Source organism: Nodosilinea sp. LEGE 07298 (assembly GCF_015207265.1).
GTDB lineage: Bacteria > Cyanobacteriota > Cyanobacteriia > Phormidesmidales > Phormidesmidaceae > Nodosilinea.
Genome location: NZ_JADEXE010000039.1, coordinates 12,324 through 34,031, shown reverse-complemented (window position 1 = coordinate 34,031; position 21,708 = coordinate 12,324). Strand labels below are relative to the sequence as shown.

General features: G+C 58.8%; 12 protein-coding genes. 5 read left to right on the top strand and 7 right to left on the bottom strand.

Translation table 11 applies throughout. The features are described 5' to 3' along the window. Positions 1-24: 24 nt before the first annotated feature. On the top strand, positions 25-861 hold the full coding sequence (locus tag IQ273_RS07900; RefSeq protein WP_194022627.1) for an ABC transporter ATP-binding protein: 837 nt from the start codon (positions 25-27) through the stop codon (positions 859-861). A gap of 172 nt (positions 862-1,033) precedes the next feature. On the opposite strand, the gene IQ273_RS07895 is transcribed toward IQ273_RS07900, so the two are convergent. From IQ273_RS07895 to IQ273_RS07880, 4 genes are all read right to left on the bottom strand, one after another. Continuing rightward, the gene (locus IQ273_RS07895) at positions 1,034-3,592 is read right to left on the bottom strand and encodes an O-antigen ligase family protein (RefSeq protein WP_194022626.1); all 2,559 of its coding nucleotides are present in this window, start codon (positions 3,590-3,592) and stop codon (positions 1,034-1,036) included. Positions 3,593-3,604: 12 nt separating this feature from the next. Beyond that, entirely contained in the window at positions 3,605-6,244 is a 2,640-nt protein-coding gene (locus IQ273_RS07890) for an O-antigen ligase family protein (RefSeq protein ID WP_194022625.1), read from the bottom strand. Then, positions 6,241-7,707, bottom strand: coding sequence for a sugar transferase (locus IQ273_RS07885; protein WP_194022624.1), 1,467 nt, complete (start codon positions 7,705-7,707; stop codon positions 6,241-6,243). Before IQ273_RS07885 ends, IQ273_RS07890 begins: the two co-directional genes overlap by 4 nt. A gap of 240 nt (positions 7,708-7,947) precedes the next feature. After that, positions 7,948-8,751, bottom strand: a complete 804-nt coding sequence (locus tag IQ273_RS07880; RefSeq protein ID WP_194022623.1) for a WecB/TagA/CpsF family glycosyltransferase — start codon at positions 8,749-8,751, stop codon at positions 7,948-7,950. Positions 8,752-9,214: 463 nt separating this feature from the next. On the opposite strand from IQ273_RS07880, the gene IQ273_RS07875 reads away from it, so the two are divergent. Then, positions 9,215-10,018, top strand: a complete 804-nt coding sequence (locus IQ273_RS07875; RefSeq protein ID WP_194022622.1) for a response regulator — start codon at positions 9,215-9,217, stop codon at positions 10,016-10,018. An 81-nt stretch (positions 10,019-10,099) separates the two neighbouring features. On the opposite strand, the gene topA is transcribed toward IQ273_RS07875, so the two are convergent. Then, positions 10,100-12,868 (bottom strand): type I DNA topoisomerase, encoded by a 2,769-nt coding sequence (gene topA, locus IQ273_RS07870; RefSeq protein WP_194022621.1) that lies wholly within the window; start codon positions 12,866-12,868, stop codon positions 10,100-10,102. A gap of 460 nt (positions 12,869-13,328) precedes the next feature. On the opposite strand from topA, the gene IQ273_RS07865 reads away from it, so the two are divergent. Then, positions 13,329-14,882, top strand: coding sequence for an NAD(P)H-quinone oxidoreductase subunit N (locus tag IQ273_RS07865; protein ID WP_194022620.1), 1,554 nt, complete (start codon positions 13,329-13,331; stop codon positions 14,880-14,882). 232 nt (positions 14,883-15,114) lie between these two features. On the opposite strand, the gene IQ273_RS07860 is transcribed toward IQ273_RS07865, so the two are convergent. Continuing rightward, the gene (locus IQ273_RS07860; protein WP_194022619.1) at positions 15,115-17,961 is read right to left on the bottom strand and encodes a GAF domain-containing protein; all 2,847 of its coding nucleotides are present in this window, start codon (positions 17,959-17,961) and stop codon (positions 15,115-15,117) included. A gap of 404 nt (positions 17,962-18,365) precedes the next feature. On the opposite strand from IQ273_RS07860, the gene IQ273_RS07855 reads away from it, so the two are divergent. Next, on the top strand, positions 18,366-19,505 hold the full coding sequence (locus IQ273_RS07855; RefSeq protein ID WP_194022618.1) for a quinone-dependent dihydroorotate dehydrogenase: 1,140 nt from the start codon (positions 18,366-18,368) through the stop codon (positions 19,503-19,505). A gap of 170 nt (positions 19,506-19,675) precedes the next feature. Here IQ273_RS07855 and IQ273_RS07850 read toward each other — a convergent pair whose 3' ends face one another. Then, positions 19,676-20,020 carry a hypothetical protein gene (locus tag IQ273_RS07850; protein WP_194022617.1) on the bottom strand — a complete coding sequence of 115 codons (345 nt, stop codon included), beginning with the start codon at positions 20,018-20,020 and terminating at the stop codon, positions 19,676-19,678. A gap of 382 nt (positions 20,021-20,402) precedes the next feature. On the opposite strand from IQ273_RS07850, the gene IQ273_RS07845 reads away from it, so the two are divergent. Further along, positions 20,403-21,668 (top strand): glycosyltransferase, encoded by a 1,266-nt coding sequence (locus IQ273_RS07845; protein WP_313898042.1) that lies wholly within the window; start codon positions 20,403-20,405, stop codon positions 21,666-21,668. Positions 21,669-21,708 lie beyond the last annotated feature (40 nt).

Below are 21,708 nucleotides of genomic sequence, written 5' to 3'. Positions count from 1 at the left end.
CCCCTCATTCACCCACCCAAGACCATGCAAGTGCTAAACACTCCCACCCAATCCACCAACCCCATCCAGACCCAGGAACCCTTTCTGGTGATCGACAACCTGACGAAGGTTTATCCCACCGCCACCGGCGACTTTGTCGTGCTCGACGGCATTAGTCTAGGGGTCAACGAAGGTGAATTTGTCTGCGTCATTGGCCACTCCGGCTGCGGTAAATCGACCCTGCTCGATATGGTGGCCGGGTTTCGCCAGCCCACCGACGGCGAAGTGCGCCTACAAACCCAAACCATCAGCGAGCCCGGCCCCGATCGCATGGTGGTGTTTCAAAATTATTCGCTGCTGCCCTGGCTGACCGCCTACGAGAATATCTATCTAGGTGTGAACTCGGTCTTCCCCAACAAGCCCGAGGCGGCGAAAAAGCACATCGTCATGGAGCACCTGGAGATGGTGGGCCTAGCCGATGTGGCCAACAAAAAACCCAGTGCCCTCTCCGGCGGCATGAAGCAGCGAGTCTGCATTGCCCGCGCCCTAGCCCTACGCCCCAAGGTGCTGATTTTAGACGAGCCCTTTGGGGCGCTCGACCCGATTACGCGGGAAGAACTGCAGGAAGAACTGCTGAAAATCTGGCAAGACCACCAGATCACCGTGCTGATGATCACCCACGACATCGACGAAGCACTGTTCTTGAGCGATCGCGTGGTAATGATGACCAACGGCCCCGCCGCCAAGATCGGCGAAGTCATGCGGGTGCCCTTTGCTCGCCCCCGCGATCGCGCCCGCATTATGGAAGATCCGCGCTTCTACGAACTGCGGAACGAAGCCCTCGACTTCCTCTACCACCGCTACGCCCACGACGACACCTAAAGAAAACTTCTCTCAAGTGGGCTATAAACCCTGCCTCGGGCGCACGATTGTGCGCCCCTACAACGGGCTCGCACCACATCCGAATTCAAAATTCCTGAATCAAAACAAATATCCCGTAGGGGCAAACGGCGTTTGCCCAAAGCCCGATCTAGCGTCACAGCGGCAGGAACGGCTACTGCGATCGCAGCCTGTTCTGATACGGTTCCAGCGCGTTATCCAGCGCCGGATAAAAGATCGGCGACGGAAACAGCGACTCAAAGAACTGCACAACGGGAATATTCTCAACTCGCGGAAAAAAATCTGATGGGTTGGGGCCATCGATATGGCGGCTCAGCACCCCAAACCCCAGTCGCTCACTGCGGGGTTGCCAGCTGGGGGCTGTGCGTAGCCAGTCGGTAAAATTGTTGGCATTTTCCATACTGGCTGTCAGCTGATCAATCACCTGGGACGGCGGCAGCGCCTGAGTCAGGTCGTCAACATCCTCGGGCTGGGTCACCCAGGCCCGCTGCAGCAGTTCCTGGCGCTGGTCAGGGGTTTGCCAGGCCAAAATCGCGTATTTAGCCGGAGTTTCAGCCCAGGAAGAGGCATCGACGGTTTGGCCAGCAGCTAGCGCCAGCAGCCCCTGCCGCAGATCGTCATTGGCGGGCCAGTCTTCGGCGGCGGCTTCTAGGTCGCCGCGCCACCAGCGCAAACTGCCGCGAGCCTGCCGCAAAAATTGCTCAAACTCAGGATCGTCGGCCTGCGAAATCAGCTCGCTGTAGCGCTGCTCCAGCCGATCGAGCACCGCCGGGTACAGGGTAACGAAGGGCGGAATCTGCCACAGCGAGCTAGTCAGCAGGGCGGGATGGCGAACGATCTCCAGGGTTAAAGCCTCGGTCGCGCAGTCGAGATTGCCGGTTTGCAGGCAGGCCACCCCCAGCCCAAAGAATACGCCCCGTTTGGCGGGCACCAGGGCGATCGCATTCGTAAACGACGCCTGCGCCTCAGCCGGTTTGCCATTCTCAATCTGAAGCCAGCCCAGGTTCGAGTGGCCAAACTCCTGGTAAGGCACGATCTCGTTGCCGGTCTCAAACCAGGCGATCGCATCGGTGAGCAAGGTCTGGCGCAGGGGCGGGTTGTCGCTCGACTGCAGCGCAAACTCGCCCAGGTGGTAGCCCAGCTGATAGGGGTAGTAGGGCTCCCAGGGGGCCAGGTCGTGGGCCTGTGCTACCTGGCTGGCGAAGCGATCGAAGTCGGCAGGCTGATCGGTAAGGGCCGAAAAGCCGCTGCTGGCGGTGCCCCATGCGCGGTGGGCGGGCACCAGCCAGAGGGTCATCGCCAGAGTCAGTCCCAGGCCCAATCCGGCCAGCCAGCGGTGACGGCGCGGCGATGCGGCACCGTCCTCGGTTGTGGAAACGGGGTTAAAGCTGCGGGCGAGCACGGCCAGGTAGAGGGCGATCGCGCCTGCGATCGCGGGAATGTCGAGCTGGTAGTCGGTAAGGCTCATCAGCCCAAAGGCAAATAGTCCCGCCAGCAGGCTCCAAACTAGCACTGGCGGCAGCCCGGCTGGAGTCTCCTGGGCACCCCACCGCATCCACCGCACCGTCAGCACCACCAGCACCAGCACCAGCGCCAGGGGCACTACCACTCCCCAAATCCCAAACTCGCCCCAGAGCTGAGCCGGGGTGCTGTGGAGCTGAAACTGCAGCTCGGCGTCGCGCCCGGCCCAGTTAGGCCGATACTGCTGGTACACCAGCGGCACACTACCCGGCCCCACACCAGTCAAGGGCTGGCTGATACCCATGCGCCAGCCCACAGCGTTAGTCACTACTCGGTAAGACAGCTCGCCGCCCTCAAAATTGCCCTGGGCCAGATTGCCCAAAACCTGCCGCAGTCGCGGGTTTGCCACAAAGCCCAGCACCAGCAAGCCCAGGGCCGTGCCACCCAGGGCTAGGGCCAAAGGCCGGGGCAGGCGGTTGTAAAGCAGAGAAATGCCGACGGCGAGTAGCCCGGTGACCATCAGCGCCAGCCAGCCGCCGCGCGAGCTGGTGGTGTAGAGGTTGAGCAGGCCCAGCCCCAGGCCCACCAGCCATAGCCAGCGGTGCCAGCCCCGCTCCACCCAAGCCAGCGCGGCAAGCAGGGGCAACACCAGCACCAGGTAGCCCGCCACATAGTTTTGGTGGCCGATGGGCTGCCAGTTGCGCAGGCTGGTCAGCGCAAAGCTGAAGGACTGATCGACGCCATAGCTCTGCAGCGCGGCCAGCCGAGCCAGCTCCGGCTGATAGATCTGAGTCAGCCACAGCCCCAAACTGAGCAGAATAAACGCCAGGGCGACGTACCCCTGAAACCGCAGCAACGTGTGCAGGCGTTGGCCGTAGCGTAACCAGCCGCCGAGGGCGTAGACGGCCGCGATCGCCCCCACTGCGGCCCACCCGTACCACCTCGCCTGGGCCGGAAAGTCAGCCGCCAGGGTGGAGATGATCAGTCCCGCGATCGCCAGCAGCGCCATCCAGTCAAAACCATTGCCTAAGCGCTCCACGGGCCGATGCCACAGTTGCCATAGCAGCCAGAGCAGAGGCAGGGTCAGCCCCACCTGCCACAAAAACACCCAGGGCCACGACACCATCAGGGTGCTGCTGCCCGGCAGCAGGGTGAAAATGACGTACAATGCCGCTGCCAGCAGGGCCAGCAGGGTGCCATCGCTGGGATCCTGGGCAACGGGTTTGGGTTTGGGTAGAGCATCCTCGGTCATGGCGGCGGGGGTTCAGGAGGTAGACAAATCTAAATCTGAGAGGCGAAAGCGGTTGTGGGTGGGATGGGGCAGGCCCAACGATTTGGTACGTAGGGCCTCAATGCGGCGATCGAGAGCCGGAAACTCTCTCGGCCAGGCCGGAAAGAGGTTGAGCTTGGCCACCAGGGTATAGCGCTGGAGGTTGTGCGGCGTCAGCATGAGGGTAATTTGCTTGGCCTGGTAATTGCGGTAAGCAAAGGTTAACGACCCCCGGTAGCCCTCGTCGGGACGGGTGACAATAGAGCTGAGCCACAGGCGCAGTGGACGGATAGCCAGGCTTTCTTCAATCAGCAAAGCATCGAGGTCAGACGGTACATCCTGGGGCTGGGCCGGAGCTGGATGTGCCTGAGGGTCAAGCCAGGTGGCCAGGAGCTTAAGCTCGGGGGACTGCTGCCCCAAGCTGAGGTTATGCTCTACAGCTTCCAAGGCAGCAGCGGGATCAGAGTCGGCCCGCAGCAGCGCGGCAACAACTGGACGCAGCAGGTTAGGGGCCACCTCCACCATCGGCTGCTTTGTCCACCAGGCTAGCAAGACGCGGGTTTCGTAGAGGGCTTGAAAAGCGGGGCTAGCGGCAGAAACCCCGGCCAGCAGGGTGTCGTACTCCGCCAGAGTAGCCCGAGCCACGGCGGGGTAGATCGCCTGGTAGGGAGCCTCCTGCCAGTGGGGATAGGTGAGGGCCGCAGGGTTGACCAGAACTTCTAGGGTAAAGGCGGCGATCGCCTGTCTAGTCTCGCCTGCTTGCAACAGCAGATCGCCTAGCAGCCAATAGCCGTAGTGCTGGTGGCGGGGCATAAGCTGCACGGCGCGGGCGGCATAGGGCAGGGCGCTAGCGGGGTCGGTAGTCTGGTGCAGTACCGCCAGGTTGTGGTTAAACCAACCATCGTTAGGGGCTGCCTGCTGGGCCTGCTGGGCGTAGTCGAGCATGAGCGATCGCACATTTTCCTGCGCCTCCGAGTCGCCCAGCATCTGGTCTAGGCCCCACAGTGCCTCAGTGGCCACCGCCGCAGCGGTCGGATCCCACGGGCTGAGGCGATAGGCCTTGTACCAGCGAGTATCGGCCAGGTTGAGCTGCTGGCTGTAAAAGGCGCGATCGGCCAGGGCACCGTAGGCCACCGTAAGGGTAAAGGGCAGCCAAATAGTCAGCAGCAGCCCCAGCCATAGGGCTACTGCCAGGTAGCCGTGCTGCCTGGCATCTGCTCCGATGGGCATGGGTTGGGGAAGATAGCGATCGCCCAGCGCCAGCAGCAGCACCACTACCCCCAGCAGCGCACCCGCAATGGGAATATTTTCGAGTTGATAGTCGGTCAGGCTAGAGACCCCGTAGGTCAGCAGGCTGCCACCAATGCCGCCCAGCAGCGCGCGATCGGTCGTTTTCAGCGGCTGTCGCCACAGGCGTATCCACAGGCGCAGCACCAGCACCATTCCAGCCAGCAGCACCGCCAACCCCAGAAGGCCCAGTTCTCCGGCAAGCTGCACCGGGGTATTGTGCAGCTGCTGAATATGGTCAAGCCCAGCCCCAGCTTCGATCGGGCGATAGAGGTTCGACACCCGACTCATTACCCCAGGGCCAACCCCCAACAGGGGGCGATCGCGCAGAATGTTGCTTCCCAGGCGCAGCATAAACCAGCGATCGAGGGTGGGGCCATCGGCCAGCCCCCCAGCGCTAAACCAGGTGCGAATGCGAGGATTGCTAGCCAGGGCTAACCCCACGGCGATCGCACCGCCCAGCCCAGCCAGCACCCAGCGCCCGCGATGAATCGGCTTCACCCGATTCAGGCGGCTGAGCCAGGTCACCCCTAGCCAAACTACCAGGCCCAAAATTGCCCCGCGCGAGCCGCTGACATACAGGGCCAGCAGCAGCAGCCCGGCGGTTGCGATCCAAATCCTTCGCATCCAACCCTGGGCGGCGATCGCCGCCGCCGCCGCCAGCGGCGCCATCAGGGTAAAATAGCCGCCCACAAAGTTGTGGTGGCCCAGGGGTTGATGGTTGCGCAGGGCCGTCAAAAAATTCTCTGAGGCCCACATAGCCGCATCGGGACGCCACAGCCCCAGGCTGACTACCGCTGTGCCCGCAGCCACCACCACTAAGCCCCACCATAGCCGCAGGCGGGTTAACCAGGTGCGTTGGCAAGGCCGCGCCCCAGGCGTATCGACCACGTTGCGATAGACGTACAGCACCGCACCGTAGGTCACAACCAGGCTCACGTTCCACAGCGCTACGCGGGGAAAGGGCGACACCACCGCCGACAACAGCACAACAATTCCCAGCGCCAGCGCCACCCAATCTAGCCCATAGCCCAGCCCATGGAATTCAAACTTTGATGTCACCTCCAAGCTGGATAACCCTGACTCAGGGTTTGCACGGTGCGAGCCTCGTAACTGCCGCCACAGCGCCACCAGCAAGGCCACAGCCCCAACCTGCCAGAGCAAAATCCAGGCCCAACCCACCATGCGGTAGTAGCTCAGCGGCAGCCAGCTAAACACCAGCAGCACCAGCCCTCCGGCCAGCCAGAGCGGCACGTTAGCCAGACAGCGGCGCAGAAATCTGACCCCTCGCTCAACCGCACCTTGAGACTTTGCGGCCGCCGGAGTAGGGGAAGGATCGGCGGTCAATAGGCCCCCTTACCCCACAGCACAATGCCCAGGGTGGCGGTGAGAATTTCTAAATCCAGATTCAAAGACCAGTTATCGATGTAGTGCAGGTCGAGGCGAGCTACATCGTCAAAGGTATCAATGTCAGAACGGCCCGAAATTTGCCATAGGCCGGTCACTCCCGGCAGCACCTGGTGGCGAATATTGTGCCAGCCGTCAAACTTAGCCACATCGCGCACGGGCAGGGGACGCGGCCCCACTAAACTCATCTGGCCGCAGAGCACGTTAAACAGCTGGGGCAACTCATCTAGGCTGGTGCGGCGCAGCAGGCGACCCACTCGGGTAATGCGTGGATCGTACTTCACCTTAAACAACACGCCATCCGCCGACTCGTTGTGCTGCTCTAAATTCGCCTGCAACCGGGGCGCATCAGCCACCATAGTGCGAAACTTCCACACCTGAAAGCGCTTGCCGTGCAGCCCCACCCGCTCCTGGCGAAAGAAAATTGGCCCCGGCGAGTCGAGCCGAATGGCCAGAGCAATGCCCATCAGGAGCGGGCCTAGCGCTAGAACGCCAAGCCCCGCTCCCAGGTAGTCCATCCAGCGCTTGAAGCGGTAGTCCCAGCCGCCCATCAGGGGTGCATCAAGGCGCAGCGTGGGCAGACCGGCCACGGTTTCAGGGGTACCTCGGCGGTAGAGCATATCGCGGCTGGTGGGCAGCAGCTGCATGCCAATGCCCGCCCGCCGCAGCTTCCAGTACAGTTCTGAAGCCAGGTCAGCCGAGGGAATACTCTCGGCCAGCACCAGTGTTGCCCCCGAAGCCAAAATTGCTTGATACGTGGTGGCTGAGTTGGCGGTAGTGGCCAGCGCTGCCCCAATCACCGGCACATTAGCCCGCTGAGATAGCACGTCGGCCAGGCGCTTGAGCCGAGGAGCGGGGGCAATCAAAAATACTGAGGATGGCATCTTCGCTTGAGTTAGGGGGCGCAGCAACAGCGTTGCCACCAGCCTTAGCCCCACTACCAGGCCCACCCCGCTAAACCAGGCTGAGAAGAACAGCGATCGCGGCAAATCGAGCTTTGGGTCATAAAAGTACATCACCACCAGCGACCCCAGGTAGACCAGGCTCAGCAGCTTGCCCGCCCGCAGATGTCGTTGTCCCTGAGAGGTGGTGTCGTAGAGACCGCCGTAGGCAAATAGCCCCACGCTACAGGCTACCAGCACCCAAAAGGGGCTGGGCAATCCCAGCCAGGTCCACCACACCAGCTGCGGCGGAATCGGCGAAAAGAACTGGTTGAGCGACCTGGCAATGTGCCACGACAGCCCTAGCGCCAAAATATCGGTGGTTAAGAGCACCAGACTCCGCCGCCCCGGCCCAGTAACCGCATCGCGCAGCTGTAGCTTCAGCCCCCGAGGGGCACGAATATCTTGACGGTGGCGGGGCCGCTGATGCATGACAGCGGGTACAGCGCGGTGGCAATCCATAGCAAGGGGCAGACGCAAGGGATCAAGTTGCCCCTAGTATTCCGCAATTGTGCTGAGAAACCATCATTGGGAATGGGTTTGAGGTAACGCGCCGGGTTTAAGGGTGTACACAAGTTCTAAGGGACTCGCAAGAAAATAAGGTACTTGCTGATCGGACTTCGACTTCGCTCAGCCCTCGATCACTGAAGGTTGAGCGAAGTCGAAACCTGCCTACCTGGTACACCATTAACCCGTAGATCCCTAAACCTTAAACCCTGAACCCTGTTCCCTACTCCGCGCTCCCAACAGCCTGTACCTAGCCACCTGCGCCCCAAACAGCAGCACAAACGCCGGGTTGTTGATCAAGTAGCGCTGCCACAGGCGGCGCGGTTCCTGGGCAAAGCGGTAGAGCCACTCTAGCCCCAGACGCATCATCCATCGGGGAGCCTGAGAAACGTCGCCACTAAAAAAGCTAAACGCCGCTCCCACACCGATCATGACGGCCTGAACTTGCCCCTGGTGACGGTGCATCCACTGCTCTTGCTTGGGGCAGCCCAGGCCCACAAACACGACTCTGGCCCCCGACTGGTTAATCCGATCTATATCAGCTGCGGCTTCTGCCGATGACAATGGACGAAACGGGGGCGCATGGGTACCGGCAATAGGCAGGCCAGGAAATTGCCCTTGCAGGTAGACCGCCATCTTCTCCAGTATGGAGTTGGTGCCGCCGTAGAGATAGATCGGCAGATCGAACTGAGCCGCGCGATCGCACCAGGCCAGCATTAGATCTGGACCGTAGACTCGGCTTTGACCCGGTATGCCCAGCAGTCGTAGCCCCATCACCAGCGGCATGCCGTCTGAGGTGACCAGGGCCGCGCCTTCGAGAATACGCTGGTACTGCGCATCCCAGTAGGCAGTCATCACCACATGCACGTTAGCCGCAACCACATAGCACGATCGCTCCTGCTCGGCCCAAGTTTGGATGCGATTGCAGGCATCGGTGTAGCTTGTAGCATCTACACGGGTTTTAAGAATGCGTCTAGCCTTCAGGCTTGGCTCTGTCATGGTAGTGACCCTTGTATGGTCCCTATTTTAGCGGTAGCCTGTAACGTGCCCGCTTTAGCCCTGCTCCTCCAGTCTGTACAGGCAACTGCATAGCAAAATAGCGCATGCTTGTGGCCGGTTGAGCACTGTTTTACGCGGTATTTTTTTGTTTATGTAGCGCGCTTGTCTTTTTCAAAAGACAAATCACACTTACAGTTGTATTAAATTCCTGATTGCGCCACCTGAGCTCTATTTTGGGACTGTAATGGCCAGGGTATTGATTTGCAGACCCCAGCAGAATGCTTTAGAACTCAAGACCTAGCTAGTTCGCCCCAGCTGAGCATGGTTTGAGGTTGATACCGCCATCCTGTGTGATTTTTGACGGCCTAGGTTTGAGTTGACCGATAGTCTTGGAACGGTAAATATTCAGCCAAGACTTGACATTAAATCTTTCGGACGCACGTTTTAGGGGACTTTATACACCGTGGACGCACCGCAGAAGCTGGCTTTTGTTGTTCAATCTAACCGCCTACAGGGGCTGATGTGGCAGGCGCTGCTCAAGTCTCAGAAACTAGCCGTCATCCTAGAACCTGCCAAGGGTGACCTGGCCGATTGCATGAGTCAGATTGCCAGTGCTGGGTTAACCCTGCCCGATGTAATTGTGCTAGATGCCGAAGCGGCAGAGCTTAACCCCTACGAATTTTGCCGCTGGTGCCGCGCCGCTTTCCCCAAGATGCAGATTTTTCTGACTCGCTGCCGCCAGCTTCATGTTTCCGATACCGAACGGCGCTGGGCTAAGCAGCAGGGCGCAACCGATTTTCTCAGTGGCTTTGATCGGGACACTCTAATGACCAGCGCCACCGAGAATATCAAGTGCATTCTCACCAGACTCGATTACCCCTTCCTCAATGAAAAAGCGCTGCTAACGGTGCTGCTCAACATTCGCCGCCAGTTGGGCACCACCCAGTCGGCATCTCCAGCCCTAGCCATTCGCCCAGACACCGTCAAGGGCAAAAGCACAACACCTGGACTATCTCTGGCCGGTGCTAAACCCCCAGTAGAAGAGCCAGTTTCTCCCGAGCAACCCACCCCAGACCCACTCAACGATGTTGCCTGGGTCACCTCCGGGTTAAGGGCTTTGAGCAATGGTAAAGCCCGCAAAGCTGCTAAAGATTCCTTCACGCCGTCGCCGCCAGCGGTTGAGTCAAATGCTTTGCCCAAGCGAGCCCTTGACGAAAAACTAGCCGATGGCACCACTGTGCGCCGCTACCGAGGCGTTGTGTACTAGAGCCAAATACCATTTTCTCACTGTCACTCACAAAGAGGCGAGGCTTTTGAAGGCCTCGCCTCTTTGTGTTGTTAGAGCTGGTTAGGCGTCGGTTTCAGGAGCCGGATCGCTGGCTTTTTTAGCTGTAGACTTCTTTTTCGTGGTCGATCGCCCGCTTGTGGTCTTAGTAGACTTAGCCGCACTAGACTTAGTCGTTTTTTTCGTGCCAGTAGTCTTGGTCGTTTTCTTAGCACCGCTGGTCTTGCTGGCCGCCGCTGTCTTTGTGGTGCGAGAGGCCGTAGATTTGCCCTTGCCACCCTTCCCCTTTTTCGTCGATGCCTTAGCGTTAATCCAGCTGAGAGCTTCCTCCAGGGAGATAGCGTCGAGATCAGTACCTTCGGGAACCGATGCGTTGACCTTGCCGTGCTTGACGTAGAGACCATAGGGGCCGTTAAACACGGCCACTGGCTCTTCGTCTTCGGGGTGGGCACCCAGTTCTTTGAGAGGGTCAACCTTTTTGCGCCCCCGCCCTGCCTTCGGCTGGGCCAGCAGTTCTAGGGCGCGCTCTAGGGTCACCGTTAGCACGTCGTCGTCGCCCTTCAGCGATCGGTAGTCGCGGCCCTCCTTACCCTGGTCATGAACGATATAGGGGCCAAAACGGCCTTGGCCTGCCTTAATCGACGCACCAGTGTCGGGATGCTGACCCAGCTTGCGGGGCAGTCGCAACAGCCCCACGGCCATCTCCAGGGTAACAGCCTCGGGCTGAGTGCCCTTTGGCAGAGAAGCCATTTTGGGCTTGGGGTTGTCGTCGGTGGGTTCACCCAGCTGCACGTAGGGGCCGTAGGGGCCAATCCGCAAAAAGATCGGCTCCCCAGTGTCGGGGTGCAGGCCGACCTTGTCGGGGCCTTCAACTTTTTGCTTAATGATGCGCTCGATCTGATCCCCATCTAGGTCGGCAGGGGGAACATCTGCCGGTATAGAGGCCTTAACCGACTCTTCACCGGTGCCAATTTCGACGTAGGGGCCGTAGCGACCAATCCGAATTTTGGCTTCCAAATCGTCGAGCAGTACCGTGCGGGCAGCGGTGGGATCGATCTGGGTTTCGCGATCGCGAACCAGGGTTTCTAAACCCTGATCACCAGAGTAAAACGCCTTTAGATAGGGCAGCCATTCGACCTCGCCGGTAGAAATATCATCGAGGGTTTGCTCCATACGAGCGGTAAAGTGGACATCCACCAGGTCGGGAAAGTTTTGCTCAAGCAGCTCGGTGACGGCGAAGGCCGTAAAGGTGGGGATCAGGCTGTTGTTGACTAGCCGCACGTAACCGCGATCGATGATAGTACCGATGACGGTGGCATAGGTACTAGGGCGGCCAATGCCCTCGCTCTCTAAAGTCTTGACCAGGGTGGCCTCGGTGTAGCGGGCGGGCGGTTGGGTTTCGTGGCCGATCGCCTCTAGGTCGGTGCAGTTCAGGGCATCGCCCATAGCCAAGACGGGCAGCAGCACCTCCTGGTCTTCGATCGCGGCATCGGGATCGTCAGAGCCTTCAACATAGGCCCGAAAGAAGCCGGGAAAGTCAATCCGCTTGCCGGTAGCGCGGAAGATGGCATTCTCGACCTCAATGGAGGCGGTGATGTTGGTTTGGCGGGCCTCAGCCATTTGGCTAGCGACGGTACGCTTCCAAATTAGGTCGTAGAGGGAGGCCTCGCGCCCGGTCAGCCCGGTTTCTTTTGGCGTTCTAAAGGTGCTGCCAGCGGGGCGAATGGCCTCGTGGGCCTCTTGGGCACCTTTGGATTTAGTGGCGTACTGGCGAGGTTTGGGGCTGAGGTAGTCGGTGCCGTACTTGGTGGTTACACAGGCCCGAGCAGCGGAAATCGCCTGCTCAGACAGATGTACCGAGTCGGTACGCATGTAGGTGATGTAGCCCTGCTCGTAGAGATTCTGGGCAACTCGCATGGTGTCGCGGGCCGACAGCCGCAGCTTGCGGTTGGACTCCTGCTGCAGGGTAGATGTGGTGAAGGGAGGAGACGGCTTGCGGGTGTTGGGGCGCTCTTCTAGGTTGCTGACGGTCCAGACACCAGCCTGTAAGCGAACTTGTAGCTCCTGAGCCTGGGCTTCGTCGAGCAACACCACCTCGCGCCCGGCGGTAACGCGGCCAGTGGCTTCATCGAAGTCGCTGCCGTTGGCCAGGCGAGTGCCACCCAGGGAGTACAGCTTGGCCTCAAAGGCGTTCTTATCCTTCAGCAGACTGGCCTTAAGATCCCAGTAGGAGCCTTTGCGGAAGGCGCGGCGCTCTTGCTCGCGTTTAACCACCACCTTCACCGCTACCGACTGTACCCGGCCCGCCGATAGCCCGCCAGCAATTTTCTTCCACAGCAGGGGTGACAGGGTATAGCCCACCAGACGGTCTAAAATGCGGCGGGTTTCCTGGGCGTGCACCAGCTGGCTGTCGATGTCGCGGCAGTTATTGAGGGAGGCTTGAATTGCCTCTTGGGTGATTTCGTGGAACACCATGCGCCGGGTAGGCACCTTGGGGTTGAGCACCTGGAGCAGGTGCCAGCTAATGCTTTCGCCTTCGCGGTCTTCGTCAGTGGCCAGCAGTAGTTCATCGGCGTCCTTGAGGGCGTCTTTGAGGGTCTTGACCACCTTTTTCTTGTCGCTGGGCACGATGTACAGCGGCGCAAAGTTATCCCCTGGATTTACCCCAAGCTGAGCCCACTTCTCGCCCTTAACGTTAGCGGGAATTTCGCTGGCCGATCGCGGCAGATCGCGTACGTGCCCCATAGACGCCTCAACCCGATACCCTGACGGCAGGTAGTTGCGAATCGTCTTGGCCTTGGTAGGAGACTCGACAATGACAAGGGTTGACATAGTGCTGCTGGCGCTTCAGTGGTAATCGTTAGCAATCGCGATGAGGCTCTTTCAGTCTACGAGACTAAATCTAATAGAGTTTTGATCTATAGAATCTATAGAGTTTGCAGGTGTAAGGGGCCGTTGATCAACACTGTACTGCACACCTACCGAACTGCTGTTGCCCCTGGCTATGAAAACTTAACCATTGGGAACTCGCTATAGAGACCTATACGCTAAATAAATAGATCATTCCGCTAACTATCGTCTAGCCCTGGCCCAATTAACTTACTGGATCAACCCAGACCCATTCATAAGGATGCGAAAGAATCTGGTCGGGGTGCGGCGATCGCGCTACTATCTGGCCAGGACAAGATAATTGCAGCCGCAATTGCAACCATTGAGCGATCGCCTCTGGTCACTGCACAATTGAACTGGTACGGTTAGATTAATCATCTCGTAGAGAAGAGAAAAGGTACCCATGGATCTCGTCAACCTCGGGGCGCAGCTCAATGCTGGCACTATCTGGCCGGAGGCCGTTCTGTTAGCCACGATTTTAGTGATTTTGGTGGGCGATCTGATCCAGGGCCGATCATCTTCAGCTTGGACACCCTATGCGGCGATCGCGGGGGGGCTTGGTGCCACCGCAGCCCTGGTGTTGCAGTGGTCTATGGTCAACCCAGTTGGGTTTTTAGGGGCCTTTAACGCCGACGATTTGAGCATCGTGTTTCGCGGCATTATCGTTTTGTCGGCGGTGGTAACCGTGCCGATGGCGATTCGTTACGTCGAGCAGTCGGGCACCTCTCTGGCCGAGTTTTTGGTCATTTTGCTCACCGCTACCCTGGGCGGCATGTTTCTCTCGGGGGCCAGCGAGCTGGTGATGATTTTCGTCTCCTTAGAGACCCTAAGTATTTCGTCGTACCTGCTGACTGGCTACATGAAACGCGATCCCCGCTCCAACGAGGCGGCGCTCAAGTACCTGCTGATTGGGGCTGCTAGTTCGGCCATTTTTCTATACGGGTCGTCGTTACTGTACGGGCTGTCGGGGGGTGAGACTCGGTTAGCTGCGATCGCCACCAGCATTGTTAGCGACGGCACCGATGCCCCGATTGGCCTAGTCGTGGCCCTGGTGTTTGTGATTGCGGGCATCGCCTTTAAGATTGCCGCCGTGCCCTTTCACCAGTGGACCCCTGACGTGTATGAGGGCTCGCCAACCCCGGTCGTTGCGTTTCTGTCGGTCGGTTCTAAGACCGCTGGCTTTGCCCTAGCCATTCGCCTGCTGGTTACTGCTTTCCCGCTGGTATCAGAGCAGTGGCACTTTGTCTTCACCGCCCTAGCCATTCTCAGCATGGTGCTGGGCAACGTGGTCGCCCTGGCTCAAACCAGCATGAAGCGACTGCTGGCCTACTCCTCCATTGGCCAAGCTGGGTTCTTGATGATTGGCCTGGTAGTTGGCACCGATGCGGGCTATGCCAGCATGCTCTACTACCTGTTCATCTATCTGTTTATGAACTTGGGTGGCTTTACCTGCGTGATTTTGTTCTCGCTGCGTACGGGCACCGACCAAATCAGCGAGTACGCTGGGCTTTACCAGAAAGATCCGCTACTCACCCTATGCCTCAGTATTTGCCTACTATCGCTAGGGGGCATTCCGCCGATGGCTGGGTTCTTTGGCAAAATCTACATCTTCTGGGCCGGTTGGCAAGCAGGGGCCTATGGGCTGGTGCTGGTAGGCCTAGTCACTAGCGTAATCTCGATTTACTACTACATCCGCGTCATCAAGATGATGGTGGTCAAAGAGCCCCAGGAAATGTCTGACGCCGTTAAGGGCTACCCTGCTATCCGCTGGGATCTGCCCGGTATGCGCCCCATGCAGGTCAGCCTGATTTTGGCGGTGGTGGCCACCTCGCTAGCGGGCATTTTGTCGAACCCGTTGTTTACGATCGCCAACAATGCTGTTACCCAAACCCCTATGCTGCAAAGCTCTACAGCCCAAGTGGCGGTTACTCCTGTGAGCGGCACAGTAAAGAACTGAAAAGAACTGGGGTTACGCGAACCGCCTACAACAGCCATTTTGGTTGACGAGTTAAGGGGTTAGAACCTTCTAACCCCTTAACTCGTATATGGGTGAATGGTGCTGAATCAAGGTCGGTAGGCAAAGCCCACCAGCAAATCAAGGCTTTCGGCGTTGGCCCTGCTGGGCTGGTCATGGACCATCGAAACGCCCATTTCAGTAACATTTGTATAGGCGTACTCTAATCGCTGCGCTAGGTGGGGCTAGGATAGCTGGCTTCTGCGGGAGGAGTTGAGTGGATGAGCGGTTTGGTTTTGTGCTGTTCAGGGTAGGCGGCTAGGGGCAGCAGAACACGGCTGTGGGTACGGCCATCGTCGAGGGTAGAGAAGCTGATTTCACCCCCAAGCTGATCGATCAGCAGTTTGCAAATCGCTAGATGCAGTCCCGGTGGGCCATCTAGGACCGAAGGGGCCAGCACGTCTAGCGGCTGACTTTGGCTGAGTTCGTCCAGCAGGCGGGGTAAACACTGCCCATCGTCAGTAACCGAAAGCTCGACCCAATCTAGGTTGAGCACCCGACACCAGAGGTCAATGCGCCCTCCCACGGGCGATCGGTTGCAAGCGGCCGCCATGATTTCGTAGAGAATCAGCTCGAGCTTGAGCATGTCGCCCCCGAGCACCACGTTGCTCTCGTTGTGAACCTTAGACCAGAGCTGGCGGGCTTCTAGAATGGGGTTGACGCGCTCGATCAGACGATTGAGTAGGCTAATCAGCGGCATGGTCTGATGCTCGCAATGAAGCTGCCAGCGCTCGCCGACCAGAACCACCTCAGCATTTTCCATGACGGCGGCAATCTGACCGTGGAGCAGCTGTAGCTCGCCTGCGATCGCGGTGTCTTTGGCCTGCAGGTGGGCCAAATCCTGGGCTAGCTTACCGAGCATGCGATACAGGTCTTCTAGGCGGTGGTGCTTGTACCAATTCAGGTTTTCGAGCTCCTGGCGTTGCTGAGTGAGCATGGTGGTCATGGCCAGGTGTCGCTGCGACCAGGCGAGCTGGCTAGTCAGCAGCTTAAAGATCGTGAAGTGGTGGTTGGCCCACTGACGGTGGGGCAGCGACACCGCCACCGCTATGCCCGTTACCGTGTGCGATGGGGCTGTTCTCAGAGCCGTAATTAGGAGGCGACTGCCCGCAACCGCTCTAAACCAGGCACTGGTTTCGGTCGGTAGCTCATCGACGCAGAGGGGCAGTATGCCGTCGGTTTGCAGCGCCCAGTTAACTAGGGCATCAGACCCCACCGGAATCAGGTGATGGGTATCGACACTAACGCTGGTATCTTGACTCACCATCTGCGTCACGGTGGCTGTAGCACTACCCGGTGACCAGCTCACCAGCAGTACCGCCGACCCATGCAGCAGCTGCATGACATGCTGCAGAGTAACCTGTTCGAGCTGGTCAGGGTTCAGCTCCTGATGAAGCGCCTGTAGGCCCCACTGAATCGACTCATAAATATGCTGCTGCTGGTCGAGCTGGCGCTGCAGCTGCCACTGGTGCAAAATTACCCCAATCTGGCGGGCCACCCCCTCAAATAGCGATTGCTCTGTGGTGGTCCACTGGCGGCTGATGCTGTCGCAGATTAGCACCATGCCCTCGGGGGCGTTACCAGGGGCGACATTGCCTACCAGTACCGCCTGGGCACCCAGGTCAAGCAGGTGGGGCCGCCAGGCCATTAGCTTGAGTTCGTGGGTGAGATTGTCGATACTGATGGCCGCCGGGCTGCGCTCTAGCATTTGCCAATCGACATCATCGAGGCAGGGCCACAGCATGGGTACCCCTCGGGGGCGACCAGCCTGGCTTTGAAAGCAGAGGTCGTAACCATTGCGATCGGGGTTGAATAACAGCACAAAAAACTGCTGAATGCCCAGCCGGTCTTGCAGTACGGTGAAGCAGGTCTGCAGGGTTTGCTGCCAGTCAACATCGCCGTGGATGCCCTGAATCACTCCGGTGGTGAGGTGCTGATCAAGCTCGGTTTGGCGTCCGGTTTCTTTGGCGACGGCAGCGGGTAAGGCCACACTGAGCAGCTGGGCAGCACCGATGAGAAACTGCTTTTCAGACTCCTCCCAGATGCGCGGTACGGTGCCTTCTACCGACAAAAAACCCATCAGATCGCCCTGGCGGCTGATGGGGGCAATCATCAGCGACTGGGCTCGGAGCTGCTGCATCAGGCGATCGGAAATGATGCTTTTGAGTGCGCCCCGGCTTTCGCCTACCACTACCAGCTGCTGGTTGCCCAGTGCCTGATAGAGGCCACGCACCTCGTCGACGGCAATATGCAGCGATCGATCGTCCTCTGGTAGGGCAGGTCGAGTCGCCGACCCCGGTGTGCGCTGCCAAAAATAGTTGCCCTTCGGCTCAAACCAAAAAATTCGGGTGCGCTGGGGGGTAATAAATCGCTGGGTTTCGCGCACGAGTTCTGTGAGCTGACTGTCGATATCAGGCAGGTTGCCCAGGCGACCAATCAGGGCCAGCAGGGGTTGCCCTAGGCGCTTGGTCTGCAGGCGCTGCTGCTCAGACTCAAAATGGTGCAGCGCCTCGGCTAGCTCGCCCATCACAATGGCCAGGTAAGAGCGCTCACCCAAAGAGGCACTTTTACCCCAGTCGGGGGAGGCCAGCACCAGCAGGCCAAAGCAAACCTCCTGGCGCTTAACTGGGAAAAAAATGGCGCTTTGCAGGGCGAGCTGTTTGGCGATGGTGCCCCACTCTCCGGCCCGAATTTCGTTTTGCAGGTCGGCCACGATCAGGGGCCGCTGCTGAACCACTACCTGCTCCATCACATCCCCAGGGGTGAGGTTGATCATGGTACGGATGGAACGCATCTGGCGGGGGCTATGGCAGCCCTTTGTCACCAGACGATGGTTGACTCGATCGTAAAGGCCAACCCAGGCCACTTCAAAAGAAAACTCCTGGTGCACATGGTTGAGGGCCAGGGTCACGGCTTCCTCTGCCGTTATGGCACCCCGCAGCGCCTTGAGAATGCGCGACAGAGCCATGATTTGATGCTCGTGCCGGTCGGAGGAAGAATCGTGGGGTTGGGATTGCGCCATTGGCGTCAACACTCGCTTCGGTTGCAGGGAAGAGATCAGTCAAAAAAGACTGGCCTGGGTTTTAAGCTAACCCAATGTCAGCCCCCTAGAGTTGCCTAGGACGCTCATCGCACCACCTTCCGTCCACTCGGCTAGTTCTTAGTAAGACTAAGACTGGCCAGGCAATGGCGGTTTGATTGCTGTAGACTCCACCCAGATCTGCCAAGCGGCTCTAAGCTAGCCTCCAGGGCTGCTTTAATGGGGTAAGGTGACAGTCGAACGCCTCACCTCCCCCTTTAAGACCGCTAACCGTTGTGCTCATCTGGCGTGCTCCATCGTTGCAAAGGCCACTGACAGCCAGAGTTGTACCTTTAGCCTGAATATCAGTTTACCCTGCCCGCCGTTTGCATTTACCACTACCGTCTGTGAAAGATCCTTACCGCCAGCTTGTGCGCCCGCTCTTATTTCATGGCGTCACGCTCGACCCAGAATTTCTGCACCACCGCACGATGAATCTGCTGACCTGGCTGGGGCAGCCGGGCCAGCATCCGATGGCAGCCCGCGCCCGGCCGTGGCTGCGGCAGCAGTTTTGCCTCAGCGACCCGCGTTTGGCCCAAACCTGCTGGGGTCTGACCTTTGCCAACCCCTTGGGCCTAGCGGCGGGCTTCGACAAAGACGGAACGGCGGCCCCGACCTGGCCTCTGCTGGGTTTTGGCTTTGCCGAACTGGGTACGGTCACCTGCTATGCTCAGCCGGGCAACCCGCAGCCCCGGCTGTTTCGCCTGGTGCAGGATGAGGCGGTGTTGAACCGTATGGGCTTTAACAATCAGGGGTCTGCGGCCCTGGCCGATCGCCTGGCCGCCTACTGGTACAGCGATCGCCCCAGCATTCCGATTGGGATTAATTTGGGTAAATCGAAGGTGACTGAGCTAGCCGATGCCGCTGATGACTATCGAGTGAGCTTTCAGCGGCTCTACCCCTACGGCGACTACTTTGTGGTGAATGTGTCGTCACCTAATACGCCAGGGCTCAGATCGCTGCAGGCTGCCGACCAGCTAGGCCCAATTTTGGCGGCATTGCAGGCAGAAAATAGCGCTGGCAAACCGCTGCTGGTCAAGATTGCTCCCGACCTGGCCTGGCCCGACATTGACGCTGTCGTTGAACTGGCCCAAGCCTATGAACTGGCGGGCATAATTGCCACCAACACCACGATCGCCAAAGAAAGGCTCAAAACCCAAACCTTGCTACAAACCGGCAACCGGGTCGCAGAAGAGGCGGGCGGCATCAGCGGTGCCCCTCTACGCCAGCGATCAACCGAGGTGATTCACTACATCTACCAGCGCACCGGGGGCAGCCTGCCGATTGTGGGTGTGGGGGGTATCTTTACCGCCGCTGATGCCTGGGAAAAAATTGTCGCGGGGGCTACTCTGCTTCAGGTCTACACCGGCTGGGTTTACGAAGGCCCCTGGATGGTGCGGCGAGTGCTGAAAGGGCTGCTGGCCAAGCTAGAGGAGCACCAGCTGCCTAGCATTAGTGATGCTGTGGGGCTGAGCCATCGCTTGTGACAGTTGTAGTAGCTGAAAAATTCCCTGATTTGCGGCTTTTACGGGCAGGCGATTAGAAACTTGTATGACCTTTCATTAGCGGATTGGCCAAAACTTTGAGATGTCTTGTGGGAATAGGCATCCTGCCTGTCTTGACTAGACGGCTATCCCACAAAACTTTGGGCAATCCCTTATTTGCGGTTGGGCGTGATTTTCTCGACCAATTCTTTAGCGCCTGCGACGACACCACCTTGGTCAGGATTTTCCTGGCGGTACTGTTTGAGATTTTCTTCGTAGGTATTTTGCACCCCGTTGGGGTTGTCAATCACCTCTAGGGCCTCGTCGTAGGCCTGATCTCGGGGTTCTGCAGTCATGGTCTTATCGACGGTTGGGGTAGAAGCCCGTTGGGCTTCGGCGGCGTAGGCAGGCTGACTGGCCAGCATGAGCCAGCCCATGATGCCGACCAAGCTAACCAGGGCGATCGCGCGCAGACGGTCACTAAACCATTCTCTAGAGCGGGTGATTAGGCGTTGCATATCAGTTCCTCAATGGATCACTGTATAATACGCAACCAAATGATGGCCCCTCTCTTCCCTCAGACACATTCGACGGGGTGAGTTACTCCTTAAATTGGTGGGGCAAATGCTATTTGCCCCTACGGTTTGGCCTTTGTGGAACTGGGGTTGTGTGATTTGGATTTAGTATCAGGTGCTGGCTGTGCCCGATCGCTAGCACAGGATTTGAAATTGTGAAAGCTTCCTGGATCGCTTTTTACTTGAGCACGCCATTATTTACGGTGGGGGAGCGACTGCTGTAGGATGATTGCTTATGTAAAATTTCGGTTGGCTTGAGGCATTGGCGCTAGATTCGTGTGGCGCTTTGGGCTTTGGGCTACCGCAAGAGTTGGTGTGTTGCGCCGTGGCCTTAATTCCTCCATCCCAGTTGCAAAAGCTTGAGTCTTGCCCTAGCGGCCCACTGCAGATTTTACCCTTGGCGGCATCGGCGGCTACCCCTAGTGCTACAGACCATAGCCCAGCGCTGCAAACGCTGACGTTATCTCTGACCATACCGACTTACAACGAGGGGCAAAACATCGCTCCCTTGGTCGAGCGTTTAGCGGCTCTGCTCGACGGCGTGCTGCCCAACGACTACGAGCTGATTGTGGTCGATGACAACAGCCCCGACTTAACCTGGACTACGGCCCTGGAATTGCAGGCTACCTACCCTCAGGTGCGGGTGCTGCGGCGGCTGGAGGAACGGGGACTTTCTTCGGCGGTGATACGCGGGTGGCAGATCGCCCGAGGGCAAATCTTAGGCGTTATCGATGCCGATTTACAGCATCCCCCCGAGGTGTTGGTCGGGCTGTTAGAAGCCATCCAGCAGGGTGCCGATTTGGCAGTCGGCAGTCGCCATGTGGAGGGCGGTGGCGTCAGCGAGTGGAGCCTGACCCGGCGGGTGCTATCACGGGGAGCACAGACCGTGGGGCTGCTGCTGCTGCCCCAGGTGGTGGGCCGAGTGAGCGATCCCATGAGCGGCTACTTTATGGTGCGGCGAGAGGCGATCGCAGGCCCGCTGCTCAACCCCAAAGGCTACAAAATTTTGCTGGAGGTGCTGGGGCGTGGCACCATCGACACCATCGCTGAGGTGGGCTACGTGTTTCAGGAACGCCAGGAGGGAGCTAGCAAGGTTACCTGGCGACAGTATGTTGACTACATTCATCACCTGCTGCGGCTGCGGCTGGGCGGACGGCTGTCGCGGCTGCACCAGCGGTTCCCGATGCAGCGGTTTTTGCGCTTTGGCCTAGTTGGGCTGAGCGGCGTGGTGGTCGATATGGTGATTCTCTACCTGCTGCACAGCACCCTGGGGCTGCCCCTGACTCGCAGCAAGATTGTGGCGGCTGAAGTCGCGATTATCAACAACTTTATTTGGAATGATGCCTGGACTTTTGCCGATGTCAGCATGCTACAGCGAGGCTGGTCGGCACGGCTAAAGCGCTTTCTCAAGTTCAACCTGGTCTGCCTGGCGGGGCTGGTGCTAAATGTGCTGGTGCTGAATGTGGTCTACAACCTGGTCTTTGGCCAGCGCTGGGCCTACCTGGCAAATTTGGTGGCGATTGCAATCGTCACCTTCTGGAATTTTTGGCTCAACCTAAAGCTGAGCTGGCGGGTGACGCAGGTGAAATGAGGGGTTTAGGGTACAAGGTGTCCGGTACAAGGGTTTACCC

Coding starts and splice junctions, on each gene's coding strand:
- IQ273_RS07880 (WP_194022623.1), bottom strand. CDS start 8,751: ATGACAGAGCCAAGCCTGAAGGCTAGACGCATTCTTAAAACCCGTGTA.
- IQ273_RS07865 (WP_194022620.1), top strand. CDS start 13,329: ATGGATCTCGTCAACCTCGGGGCGCAGCTCAATGCTGGCACTATCTGG.
- IQ273_RS07860 (WP_194022619.1), bottom strand. CDS start 17,961: ATGGCGCAATCCCAACCCCACGATTCTTCCTCCGACCGGCACGAGCAT.
- IQ273_RS07850 (WP_194022617.1), bottom strand. CDS start 20,020: ATGCAACGCCTAATCACCCGCTCTAGAGAATGGTTTAGTGACCGTCTG.
- IQ273_RS07885 (WP_194022624.1), bottom strand. CDS start 7,707: ATGGATTGCCACCGCGCTGTACCCGCTGTCATGCATCAGCGGCCCCGC.
- IQ273_RS07900 (WP_194022627.1), top strand. CDS start 25: ATGCAAGTGCTAAACACTCCCACCCAATCCACCAACCCCATCCAGACC.
- topA (WP_194022621.1), bottom strand. CDS start 12,868: ATGTCAACCCTTGTCATTGTCGAGTCTCCTACCAAGGCCAAGACGATT.
- IQ273_RS07895 (WP_194022626.1), bottom strand. CDS start 3,592: ATGACCGAGGATGCTCTACCCAAACCCAAACCCGTTGCCCAGGATCCC.